At 38.5% G+C, this 12,712-nt stretch carries 11 protein-coding genes; 3 read left to right on the top strand and 8 right to left on the bottom strand.

The window, feature by feature from the left end:
• Positions 1–330: 330 nt before the first annotated feature.
• The 4 genes from cdd to AM305_RS08495 all read right to left on the bottom strand — a co-directional run bounded on the left by cdd (position 331) and on the right by AM305_RS08495 (position 6,323).
• Positions 331–1,236, bottom strand: coding sequence for a cytidine deaminase (gene cdd / locus AM305_RS08510; RefSeq protein WP_005824979.1), 906 nt, complete (start codon positions 1,234–1,236; stop codon positions 331–333).
• A 125-nt stretch (positions 1,237–1,361) separates the two neighbouring features.
• Positions 1,362–4,481: an efflux RND transporter permease subunit gene (locus tag AM305_RS08505; protein ID WP_005824977.1), complete on the bottom strand. Its 3,120-nt coding sequence runs from the start codon at positions 4,479–4,481 to the stop codon at positions 1,362–1,364.
• A 12-nt stretch (positions 4,482–4,493) separates the two neighbouring features.
• Positions 4,494–5,702, bottom strand: coding sequence for an efflux RND transporter periplasmic adaptor subunit (locus AM305_RS08500; protein WP_005824975.1), 1,209 nt, complete (start codon positions 5,700–5,702; stop codon positions 4,494–4,496).
• Positions 5,703–5,732: 30 nt separating this feature from the next.
• On the bottom strand, positions 5,733–6,323 hold the full coding sequence (locus AM305_RS08495) for a TetR/AcrR family transcriptional regulator (protein WP_005824973.1): 591 nt from the start codon (positions 6,321–6,323) through the stop codon (positions 5,733–5,735).
• A 204-nt stretch (positions 6,324–6,527) separates the two neighbouring features.
• Here AM305_RS08495 and AM305_RS08490 point away from each other — a divergent pair, with 204 nt between their 5' ends.
• From AM305_RS08490 to AM305_RS12965, 3 genes are all read left to right on the top strand, one after another.
• A complete protein-coding gene (locus tag AM305_RS08490; RefSeq protein WP_005824971.1) occupies positions 6,528–6,752 on the top strand; it encodes a YejL family protein in 225 nt (74 codons plus the stop codon).
• Between the two features lie 3 nt (positions 6,753–6,755).
• Complete coding sequence (locus AM305_RS08485) at positions 6,756–8,477, top strand: DUF3413 domain-containing protein (protein ID WP_005824969.1); 1,722 nt, start codon at positions 6,756–6,758, stop codon at positions 8,475–8,477.
• 423 nt (positions 8,478–8,900) lie between these two features.
• Positions 8,901–8,996, top strand: coding sequence for a Com family DNA-binding transcriptional regulator (locus AM305_RS12965; protein ID WP_081453551.1), 96 nt, complete (start codon positions 8,901–8,903; stop codon positions 8,994–8,996).
• A 195-nt stretch (positions 8,997–9,191) separates the two neighbouring features.
• Here AM305_RS12965 and AM305_RS08480 read toward each other — a convergent pair whose 3' ends face one another.
• The 4 genes from AM305_RS08480 to AM305_RS08465 all read right to left on the bottom strand — a co-directional run bounded on the left by AM305_RS08480 (position 9,192) and on the right by AM305_RS08465 (position 12,633).
• Positions 9,192–9,485, bottom strand: a complete 294-nt coding sequence (locus AM305_RS08480; protein ID WP_035294285.1) for a YcgL domain-containing protein — start codon at positions 9,483–9,485, stop codon at positions 9,192–9,194.
• Positions 9,469–10,932 carry a replicative DNA helicase gene (locus AM305_RS08475; protein ID WP_005824964.1) on the bottom strand — a complete coding sequence of 488 codons (1,464 nt, stop codon included), beginning with the start codon at positions 10,930–10,932 and terminating at the stop codon, positions 9,469–9,471. Before AM305_RS08475 ends, AM305_RS08480 begins: the two co-directional genes overlap by 17 nt.
• Before the next feature lie 85 nt (positions 10,933–11,017).
• A complete protein-coding gene (epmB, locus tag AM305_RS08470) occupies positions 11,018–12,019 on the bottom strand; it encodes an EF-P beta-lysylation protein EpmB (protein WP_005824963.1) in 1,002 nt (333 codons plus the stop codon).
• A gap of 41 nt (positions 12,020–12,060) precedes the next feature.
• A complete protein-coding gene (locus tag AM305_RS08465; RefSeq protein ID WP_005824961.1) occupies positions 12,061–12,633 on the bottom strand; it encodes a hypothetical protein in 573 nt (190 codons plus the stop codon).
• Positions 12,634–12,712: the final 79 nt, after the last annotated feature.

Raw genomic sequence — 12,712 nt, 5'->3', positions numbered from 1 at the left:
AGATAGCCCTTGTGCTATGGGCTTTTTTGTGCTTTTTATGGCTTATTCTTCATCAATATGCGGTAATGGTAAAAAAATCCACAAAACTGACCGCTTGAGTGGCTATCCGAAGTGAAATACAAAAGAAAGGGATAAAACAGCAAAAAATAAACCCACCTTTGGCAGAAAGCCTGTAAAGGTGGGTTTGTCAGTGGTCTGAGTCTCTCTGCGACTCTTTTTTTCAGCCCTAGTGGAGCTGAACCTAACGAGCCTAGCACAGCTCATGCTAGGCTATTTCTCAAAAATGAACTTAGTCAGCAATCTAACTCCTCCAAAACGGAGGACTTTTTCTTACAGAGCAATATATTCTAATGGAAGATTTAATAACGTCTTTACCATAGCTTCTGTGCTAGATTTATGGCTGATGGTATTTGCCCTTTCTGCCATCACGGCTCGTAAAACCTTTTCATCTGCTAAACCTAACATTCGTTGATAATTCAATGCCAACTGCAATGGAGGAAGACTTGGGTTAAACGCAGCGTTTTCCGCATAACGTCCACAAACGATCTGCTGGTTAGCCAACAACAATGCAACGCCACTAAAAGAACTGCTATAAGGCGCATAAGATTGTTGTGCGGCTTCAATCGCTTTCTGACTCACATCATCTGTTGGGCGATCCATTTCAGACACAAACGCAAGGGGTTGTTTATCAAACAGCACTTTCTCAATGTGTAAATCTTTCGGACCAAATGCATCAGGCAAATAACTATGTAGAGCATTTTTTTGACTATGCGGTAAATGAATTTTTAACGTATTTGCCGTATTCAATTCATTCATAAACTGCCGACAGTGCCCACAAGGCGTATAATTAACTATCACATCTGAAATGGCTGTTTCTCCAGCTAACCATGCATGGGAAATCGCGCTTTGCTCTGCATGAATGGTTTGAGCCATGCTTTCGCCTTCAAATTCTTGATTAGCACCAAAATAGAAATGCCCAGATTGCCCAATGACAATAGCGCCCACATAAAAATGAGAAACAGGTGTTCTTGCATAACAAGCTGCTATTGGTAAACAAGCCAATGCTAATTCCACGGAAGTTTTATTAAATTGTTGGCATAATGAAGCCACAAATTTCGCATCTAAACAGGCATGAAATTGCTGCTGGGTTAATTGTGAAATCACGGATTGAACAATAGGATTTTGTTGTTCCGCTAATTGCGTTAAACGCTGTTGAATTGCTTTTAAAGTCGGCATACATTCTCCTTTTTATTTATTGTCCCGATTCACATCATATAAAACAAGCGGTAGTTTTTCTTTGATTTTTTGCAAAATCATTGAAAAAAACTACCGCTTGAGCATGCTATTTAAAAGTTAGTAGCTTAGTCGATATTTTCAACCAACTTACTGATCTTTTCTCTTTTAAATTTGTCTTCATCAAACTCACGGAGTGGTTTGTGTTCTTGACCTAAGAAAGTATAGATGACCGGTAATACGAATAAGGTAAACATTGTTCCGATACCAAGACCGGCAATAATCACCATACCCATACTAAAACGTGCGATTGCACCCGGGCCTGAAGCAAACAATAATGGAACAAGACCAGCAATCATCGCAGCTGTAGTCATCATAATCGGACGTAAACGAATCGTTGCAGCATGTACAATTGCTTCAAAACGAGAAAGTCCATGATTTAACTGTTCTTCTTTAGCCACTTCACACATCAAAATACCGTGTTTCGTGATTAAGCCAACCAGCGTTACCAACCCTACTTGAGAGTAAATATTGAGCGTTGCCCCTGGATTTTTCATCAATCCAAGCAAGTTCATCGTTAATAACGCTCCACTTACAGCTAATGGTACAGAAACTAAAATTACCATCGGATCACGCCAAGATTCAAACTGAATAGCCAATACAAGGTAGATAATGATTACCGCTAAAGCAAAGGTCATAACCATCGCATTCCCTTCTTGTACGTATTGACGTGATTCTGAACGGAAATCATATTGATAACCTTGAGACAATGAATTATCCAATTCTGCTTTTGCCCAGTTTACCGCATCACCGATAGATCCTGATACAACCCCAGAAATCGTTGCCGCATTTAATTGGCTCATACGTTCAAGAGAAGCCGGCTCTGTTGATAGCTCTAATGTTACAAATGAACTCAATGGGATCGACTCGCCTGTTGCTGTGGTTACGTAGAATTTGGTTAAATCGTCCGGATTTAATCGGTCATTACGCACCGCTTGCGATACAATCGGATAAGCTCGGGAATCAATATCCACACGGGTAATAATCGCCCCTGATAAATAAGCCCCTAGCGTATTACTAACTTGTTGCATGGTTACGCCATAGGTTCCCATTTTTTCACGGTCAAATTTCCATTTCATTGTAACCGTATTGAATTTTAGGTCTAAACTTGCAAAGAAGAACTGACCTGATGCTTGTGCTTTTTTCAAGAAATTACCAGCAACATCGGCTAATTTTGCATAATTGTCTGATGTTGTAATGACTAATGAGAAAGGTAAACCACTTTCCCCTGTTGAAATTTCAGGAAATGCGATTGCGTTAATATCCATTGGAACAACTTTCTTCGCAATTGCTGCAACATCAGCCGTAATTGCGGCGCGTTCACGGGTACGTTCACTCCAGTCTTTTAACGAGATAATCGATAAAGCACTATTTGTTCCATTAAAGCCTGAAATGGTCATCATTGCAGCCACTTCTGGAATTTTACCTACTTCTTCGTTAAATTTTGCTGTTGCCGCTTGTGTGTAATCTAAGTTCGTATTTGCCGGACCACTACCAATACCAACTACGAAACCACGGTCTTCTGTTGGCGCAACTTCACTTGAAAGTGAGCTTAATAAAATAGGTAAGGTTGCAAACACACCAACCGCAAAAATCAGCATAAACCAACGTACAGACATCACACCACGTAACATATTGGTATAGCAAGAGGTCATTTTATCCAGCATACCATTGATACAACGTGCAAAGCGGCTTTCATCTTCGTGATTATGCTCTTTTAATACGCGACTAGACATCATCGGCGAAAGTGTTAATGCCGCAATCCCTGAAATAAACACGGCGCCCGCAAGGGTTAAAGCAAATTCTTTAAATAAAGATCCTGTTACCCCTTCCATCAATGCCATTGGAGAATACACCGCACCGAGTGCAACCGTCATTGAAATAACGGGTACAGCAATTTCACGTGTACCAATAATCGCCGCATCAAATGGTGATTTACCCTCTTTTACGTGGCGTTCTACGTTTTCTAATACAACAATCGCATCGTCCACCACTAAACCGATAGCCAAGACTAATGCCAGTAAGGTTAAAAGGTTAATGGAGAAACCCATCATTTGTAATAAGAATAACGCGCCGATTAACGAAATTGGAATCGTAATAATCGGTACAACCATCGCACGTAACGACCCTAAGAATAGAACGATAACCACTAAAACGATAACCGTTGCTTCAAAGATAGTTTTAATTACCTCATTGATAGAACTGTTAATCGAAATGGTTTTATCATACATAATTTGCCCACTCACAGAATCAGGCAAATTCTTTTGGATCAACTCAAAAACAGGATAGATATTTTTAGCAACGGTTAATGAGTTTGCTGTCGTTGCAGCAGAAACCGCTAAAACGACCGCTTCTTTGCCATCTGCTACCGTACGTGAAGCATCTTGATATTTATCTAACTCAACAGTCGCCACATCTTTTAATTTGATGATACGTCCATCTGAGGTTGTTGAAATAGTCACATTCTCAAGTTCTTCAACAGAAGGCGTACTTGACTCCACTTTGTTTTTATAAACCGTATAGTACCCGTTTGCATTACCTGCCGCAGTATTCAAGTTATTTGACGAAAGTGCCGATAATACTTGTGCGCCAGATAAGTTATTGCCTGCCATTTTGTCAGGATCTAACCAAATACGTAGGCCAAAGTTTGCTGCACCAAAAATATCAACACTCGAGACACCATTTACCGTAAAGAATTGAGGTTTAACCACACGGTTAATATAGTCGGTAATTTGCGGTGTACTTAACTCATTGGATACGAAACGAATATACATCAACGCATCATTTGAACCAGATGAAACGCTAATAGACGGATCATCAATCCCACTTGGTAAGTTAGAGCGAATCGCATTCACTTTGGCTGAAATGTCCGCTAACGCCATTTGTGGGTTAGTATTCAATTTCATCTTAATGGTAACTTTTGTGGTACTTGGACTACTTGATGAAGTCACGTAGTCAATATTATCCGCTTGTGCTACCGCCTCCTCAATTTGAGAAGTTACCAATGCCTGCATTAGACTCGCATCTGCACCGGAATAGTTTACGCTGACGGTTACAACCGACACCGTCATTTCAGGATATTCACGCACTTGCAATTTGCTGATAGATTGCAGACCTAAAATCGTGATCAACAAACTAATACAAACTGCTAATACAGGGCGTTTAATAAAAATATCAGTAAATTTCATTGATATCCTCTATTATAATTTGCTCTCTTTAGCTGGTTGGGTTAGACCTACCGCTTCTTGGTCAGAAACAATCACTAAAGCATTATTGCTTAAACGTTGGAATCCACCTGTTACAACTAAATCACCGGCTTTAATGCCTTTCACTAATTGCGCATAAACGCCACTACGATCTACTGTTTTTACTTCAACCTGTTTTGCACGATACACTTTTGAGCTATCTTTTAATGCCGGATTTTGCTCCGCCATTTTAGCAACTAGCGCTTTATCGTTATCAGAAAGTGGTTGTAACACATAAACCGTTTCGCCATACATAGTATAAGTTACCACAATTTGCGGTACTATAATTTGGCTTTCTTCAGTTGGTAATTCAACACTTAAACGAGCAAACATACCTGAAAGCAATTTATTCTGACCATCTTCTAAAACTGCTTCAAGATTGATTAAGCCTGTTAAACGATCTACTGCCGGATCGATTGCTGCAATACGTGCAGAAAAAGTCTGACCCGGTAAGGCATCAATTTCAACATTTACACGTTGCCCCACATTGATTTTTTCAATATCCGTTTGAGGTAATGTGAAACGAATTTTCATTGAGCTTTGGTCTTCTACACGAACAATCTCTGTTCCCGTTGAGATATATTGACCCACATTCACATTCACAATACCGGCAATACCACTAAATGGTGCATAAATTTTACGGCGAGCAATGGTTGAACGGAGCGACTCGATATTTGCTACTAATTGGTTATAGGTTGCTTTTGCATTATCTAATTCAGCTTGTGAAGCGCTATTTGATGCCACAAGGTTACGATAACGCTCATAAGATGCTTTTGCCGCAGGTAATTGTGCTTCAGAGGCTTTTAAATTAGCCACTTCCACTGCGCTATCAAATTCAACTAATAAATCACCTTTATTCACGCGTTGTCCTGAACGAACTAACACACGGCTTACGGTTCCAGAAGCTTCCGCACTCAGCATTGCGCCTTGATTAGGTCGAACATAACCTACAGCTGAAAGCGTTGGCGTCCAGCTTTGTGGCTGCACCTGCATTGCAGTTACTTGGCTAACCGTTTCCGGCATATTCGCTGCAGCTTCTGCTTTTTTCCCTTCTATAAACTTTTGTAATCCTGCTGTACCTAAAAATACGGCAAGAACAATAATCAACGTAAGTACAATTAAAAACTTTCTCCCACGAGAAGGCTTTTGATTTTCTGTTGTCATATTTTCTCCATCATTAGATCGTATAAATAATTACTCTTGGTTTGTTGAAATCGCTTTCCAAGAACGCAATAACATTTCCTCAATAATCTCTTTGGAATATTCTTTCCTGAGAACCTGCTGTAAATGGCACAGTTCAATTACAGTGCCAATGCCCAAAACATGAAGTAGCTCGGCTGGTAGTTTTGCAATAACACCTGCTTGCTGCCCTTTTCGGACAAACTTATTCCAAATAAAATTTTCATCGTCAATGGTTCTTTCAATAATTTCATTAAACCCCAACATTGCCTGATATTGGGACAAATTAGTCGCCACCGTTGGATAATCACGCAAAAAGGCTAATTTATTTTCAAACATTTTGCGATATTGATTAAAAAACGGTTCATTTTCATCATAGCCTTGTGTGACATAACAATGAAAACGATCAAAAAGGTCATAGGCTAACTTATTCAATAAATCATCTTTCGTTTTGAAATATAAATAAAGTGTACCTAATGCAATACCGGCTTGGGTTGCAATTTTTCGCATAGATAAATTTTGAATGCCGATTTCGGCAATCAAACTTTCTGTTGCAGAAAGAATTTGACGATTCATATCATCTTTAGCGGATGATATATTCTGCATGAATCCCCCATTCTGACAAACTGAACGACTGTTCATTTTATGCATTTTTAAAAGAAAAAGCGAGAACAAAATCAAATGACAATTTATTTTTAGACAGGTTTTTCTCATTTCCGCAAAAAATTTTCGTTTTTAAACCGCTTGTTGCTCTCTATTAGGTAAAAATATGCTACTATTTGGCAAATTTTCTTTCGTTAAAACAATCATATGGCAATTCAATCTAAATATAAAAACGAACAATTAGACAAACTCCTCAAAGATCTTTTCATCGTATTAGAAAAGCATAAAGCACCGGCTGATCTTTCTTTAATGGCATTGGGTAATATGGTTACCAACATTTTGCACAATAGCGCCAAAGATCAAGCTCAACGTGAACGTTTAGCCGAGGCTTTTGCTACCACATTAAAAAATGCATTAAAATCTGCGAACTAATCTATGCTGAGCTATTTACGACAATTACTCCCAACAAATACCCGACAATACCGAGAAGAAACCTCTCAACGTATTGCATGGGGTCATTGGTTTGCCTTATTTAACATTGTCGTATCTATTTTGATTGCCTCTCGTTATGCTTTTAACGCAGACTGGCCTAACACACTTACAGGTAAACTTTACTTTTTTATCAGTTTATTTGGGCATTTTAGCTTCGTTGTTTTTGCTTTCTATCTACTCTGTTTGTTCCCCTTGAGCTTCTTAATCAAGAACGAACGTGGATTTCGTGGCTTTGCCGTTATTTTTGCCACCATCGGACAAACACTACTTTTAGTCGATACTGAAGTTTTCAAACAGTTTTATCTCCACCTTTCGCCTTTGGTTTGGGATTTACTGGTTAATCCGGATGATGGCGAACTTTCTCGTCAATGGCAATTGCTATTTGTGCCTATGCCATTGATTTTATTAGTGGAAATGCTTTATTCTCGCTGGTGCTGGCAAAAACTACGTAGTTTTAACCGCCAAACTTTGGGGAAATATGTTGCGCTATTTTTCATCTGTTGCTTTACCGCAACGCATCTGATTTATGCTTGGGCAGATATGAGTATTAACCGCCCGATTACCTCTCAAAAAGCTAACTACCCACTTTCTTATCCGATGACAGCTCGTAGCTTCTTAGAAAAACATGGCTTGGTTGATATCGGAAAAATAGAACAAAAAATTGAGGAAACCGGGCGTTTAGATACCTTTTATCTCGATTATCCGAAAAATGCCCTACAAATGACAAAAGCACCGGAAGTGAATGTCTTGTTGATCAATATTTCTGGTTTAAATAATCAAGTCATTACCGCAGAAGCAATGCCGCAGCTCTTTGATATTACAAAACATTCGCACCGTTTTATGCAACATTACGCCAGTGCTGATAGTAAAATGGCAAGTACGCTTGGCATTTTCTATGGTTTAAGTGGTCGATATATTGATGCCGTCTTAAGTGAAAAAGCAGCTTCACCACTAATTACCGCATTTAAAAAATACCAATATCAATTTGGCTTATTCTCGCATGACGGATTTAGCGATCCTTTATTCCGCCGAGCATTATTTGCACAAATGCCACTACCTCAAACCAAAGGTAACCAAGAAGCAGTTTCGGCGTGGCAAAAATGGATTGAAAAACAACATAGCTCATTCTTTAGTTATCTTGATCTCAATTTACAAACACATTCTCTAACGGAAGTGAAAGAGATTGATATGCAATTAACTAAAATATGGGAAACGCTACAAAGCCAAAATTTACTAACGAAAACATTAGTGATTATTACAGCTGATATTGCTGAGCAAAATAGTACAAAAAATAGTTTTGATAAAACTCGTATTCACGTCCCAATGATGTTTTATTGGCAAGGCGATAGCCAATACTATACGCAATTATCTAGCCATTTAGATATTATGCCAACGATCTTTAGCCAATTCTTTGGCGTGCTAAACCCTGCTAGTGATTATGCTCAAGGAATTGATCTTACGAAGAAAAATAATCGATTATGGTTACTGGCATCTAATCATTACTGGAACATCGCCATTATGCCAGATGGAGAACAATTCCATATTGATAAAAAAGGTCATCTTGAAAGCTTTAATGCGGAAGGATTGCAAATAAAAAGCGAAAAACCACCGCTTGCAGTGTTCTTCCAAATGCTTAAACAAAGTAATCAGTTTATGAAACAGTAATAATCCACACATGAAAGCTGCCGTTTTCATAAATTTACAGCCCCCTCATTTAAGGGGGTAACCACTATTTTGAAAAATTATCTCTTGCTAGTTTTTTAATTTTGAAAGTCTAGGGATATAAAGATAATTACTTTTAAGAGTTGAAAAGCATTAATCCGCCAGACATTTCCCTATTGTTGCTTTTAGTTTCAGGTAATCTCAGATACAGCTTTCCTACTGCTTAAAAAGAAGTATAAATCTCTTGAGGAGCGAATTGCTGCTGCGATTGCAAAGCTAAATGATAAAGCATATTTATCTATCCCTACATTGTCGATAAAGCCAAACAGATAGGCCATAACAGAGCCAGAGCCTTCAGAGCGGGTATTTCAAGAGCCAGCGAAGTGTTATGGAACGAAGGTATAAAGTGGATATTTTTGTAGATATTTGTGTGATTGTAATAAATTATTGGCTAAAGCGAGTACCGTTGATTATTTAGAAATCAAATACCCTCGTTGCAAAACAATTAACTATATTGCCTAATCCAATGTTTTAATATTGTTTCGTTAAGCTGAAAGTACCAACGGGTTAATAACCAGTTTTTACCGTTTTGAAAATAAAATTCGATGACATGTTGTTTGAACAATTAGTTATATTTAGTCATAATAATCTGCACCTTAATCTAGCTGGCTGTTTATTCCAACTTTTGGGGAGCAGATCAATGAATGGGATTTATCTTTATTTTTGACTTTTTTGTTGTAATAAAAAAGCTTCCAGCAAATTTTCTGGCGGAGGTGGCATTTGCAAATAAAACCCTTGAGTTTGGATTGCTTGCAAAACGTCTTCATTTTTCGCCCGCTTGAGCTGCTTTTCGCCTGTGAGATTAAATAGCATCACAAACTGTGGCTTGCCAAAAATTTGTAATAAAGAATCGGGAACTTGCTCAAAGACCTCTCGTTTAGGAACGTATAAAAACATTCCTTCCTTTTTAGTGCTTTTATAAATTGCACATAAATTAGTATTCATCATCATAAGCTCCACCAGAATAGTTATCAAATCGAGAATATTGCCCTTGGAAGGTCAAACGTACCCGTCCGATTGGACCATTACGCTGTTTACCGATGATAATTTCTGCCACATTTTTAAGCTCAGAATTATCGTTATAAACTTCATCACGATAAATAAACATAATTAAATCTGCATCTTGTTCAATAGAGCCTGATTCACGTAAATCCGAGTTCACAGGACGTTTATCCGCACGTTGTTCTAAGCTACGGTTTAACTGTGATAGTGCAACTACCGGAACCTGTAACTCTTTTGCCAACGCCTTCAAAGAGCGAGAAATTTCAGCGATCTCTAACGTTCGGTTATCTGAAAATGCCGGCGCTCTCATTAATTGTAAGTAGTCCACCATAATCAAACTTAAACCGCCATTTTCACGGTAAACACGTCTTGCTCTTGAGCGAACTTCAGTTGGTGTTAAACCTGAACTGTCATCAATATAAATGTTGTTACGTTTCTGCAAAATTGCCATCGTTGAAGAAATTTTAGCCCAATCTTCATCATCGTGAATTTGTCCCGTTCTGATTTTCGTTTGATCTACACGAGATAAAGAGGCCAACATACGCATCATAATTTGGTCAGCAGGCATCTCTAAGCTAAAAATCAGCACAGGTTTTGCCGGTTTTTTCTTCGGATTGCCCTGTTCATCAAGATCGTTAGGGTCTTCAATATCCATGAGAGAAGCATTCTCACACAAATTCATGGCAAACGTAGTTTTACCCATTGAAGGTCGTGCTGCCACAATAATAAGATCTGAAGGCTGTAAGCCGGCTGTTTTTTTGTTTAAATCCGTGAAGCCAGTTGTAACACCAGTTACCCCTCCATTATCTTTCTGCTTAGATAACATCTCAATTCGAGCGAGAGTATTTATCAAAATATCATCCACTTTTTGTGGGCCTTCATTGCCCGTATTGCGTTTTTCTGCAATCTCAAATACAACCCTTTCTGCTTCATCCAATACCTCTTTCGCATTCCTGCCTTTGGTGTGATAAGCCATTTCAGCAATTTGATTTCCGGCACTGATTACACTTCTAAGATCGGCACGATCCCTTACGATATCAGCATATGCAAGAATGTTTGCTGCACTTGGCGTATTTTTAGATAATTCTGCAAGATAAGCAAAACCGCCGACATCTTGCAAAATACCTTTATTTTTTAGCGCTTGATCTAGTGTAATAATATCAATTGGTTGGCTACTCCGTGCCAACTCTGTCATTTGCTCAAAAATCAAACGGTGTGCGTAATTATAAAAATCCCCTGACTGTATTCTTTCAGCGACATTATCCCAATGTTCATTATTGAGCATAATACCACCAAGTACAGCTTGTTCTGCCTCAATAGAATGTGGAGAAATAGCAATCTGCTCCACTTGTTTATCTTTGACCGTATCACGTGATAAAGGTTTATAATCAGCCATTTTTCGCCCTATTTTCCGTTTGTTTAAGCTTGATAAGCGGTTAGTTTAGCGTAATTTTTTGCAAATGCCAAAATGATTGCCGTGTTTATCCCATTAGGGTTTTATTTGGTTCTTTAGCGATTTCTCGAGCTAATTTAGGCACTAAATATCCTGAACTAATCTTCTGCAGTTCTTTATAAATGCTAAAAGCAATTTCATCTTCTACAAAAAAGTGGCTTGCCCCTTCTACCTTATCCAAGAGATGTAAATAATAAGGTAAGATCCCGATAGAAAATAACTTATCACTTAGGACCTTTAATGTTATTGCACTATCATTTACGCCTTTCAATAACACAGATTGATTGAGCAAAATAACATCGGCTTGTTTTAATTTAGCTATTTTATTTGCTAAAACAGCATCGATTTCATTTGCATGGTTAATATGTGTAACCATAACAACATTCAGCCGAGAATCTGCAAATCGTAAACATAACTGCGCTGTAATGCGATTTGGAATAACTACAGGCAAACGGGTATGAATTCGAAGCGTTTTGACATGCGTGATTTTTTCTAATGCAGTCAAAATCCAATCTAACTCTTCATCTTTTGCCATTAAAGGATCACCACCAGACAAAATCACTTCCTCAATTTCCGGATGTTCCGCGATATATTGCAAACTTTGTTGCCATGCGGATTTTCCACTTTTTACGTCTTCGTAAGGGAAATGACGCCTAAAGCAATAACGGCAATTAATTGCACAACTATTTTTAACCATAAATAACAATCGATTATGATATTTATGCAAAATATTGGGGGCTGGACTATGCTGTTCATCCAGAGGATCTTTTGTAAACCCTTCTACTTGGGTAAATTCTGCAGAAGATGTCATTGCTTGAAGAAAAAGCGGGTCATTTTTATCGCCTTTTTGCATTCTTTCAGCAAATGGACGAGGTACTCTCATCGCAAATAATTTACGGGCTAAGATAGCTTGTTCAAACTCTTGTGGATTAAGCTCAAGATATTCTAAAAGTGCGACAGGATCATTAAATGCTTGGGCTAAATCAAGCTGCCATTGTGCCTTTGAAGATTGGAGTTGAATTGATTGCATAGAAATAAACTCCCCTCTTTGCTCAAGAGGGGATTGTAATATTATTGAACTAAATTACACGCTAATGGCGAACCATTTGGGTTTACCATCACGATAGGCGTTGTTTGTCCGCCTTGCGCTGGCGCTAAGTATTGAACACCTGCAATACAGTAACGGCGATATCCGTCTGTTTTCTCCACTAAGAATGGATCAATTTGACCACCAATACTTTTAAAAGTCGCAACGGTTGATGTTGCAGTTGTCGCATTTGCAATATTTTGCGGATTTTCAACCGCTTGGCTTGCGGCTGCTTGTTCTGTTGATGGCGTTTGAGCTTGTGCTGCTGTTGGTGCCAACATGTCGCTTAATATATAACCAGCCGCCGCACCTGTTGCAAAGCTTGCTAATCGGTTATTCCCCGTTGCTTGCTGTGCTTGAGCTTGATTTGGAATCGCGCGGTTAGGCGTGCTATCAAATGTCGCATCTTTTTGTGCATTTGAATTGATTGATTGCGTTTTTTGCGCTGCAATCGGTTTACCTGAAACTGAGCGAGAAACGGAACGTCCTCCTTTTGCTTCTGCAATGGTTGCAAATGAGAGAGCAATAATTGCGGCAAGTGTAATAGTTTTCTTCATAGTGTGTCCTTTTGTGTAAGATTTTTTGGATTATATCGCAAAAATTTTTAGAGATCTTTCTCTAATTACTGTATTATAT

It is taken from the genome of Actinobacillus minor NM305 (assembly GCF_000175195.1).
GTDB classification, from domain to species: domain Bacteria; phylum Pseudomonadota; class Gammaproteobacteria; order Enterobacterales; family Pasteurellaceae; genus Haemophilus_A; species Haemophilus_A minor.
This window is presented reverse-complemented; position numbering and strand designations above follow the sequence as displayed.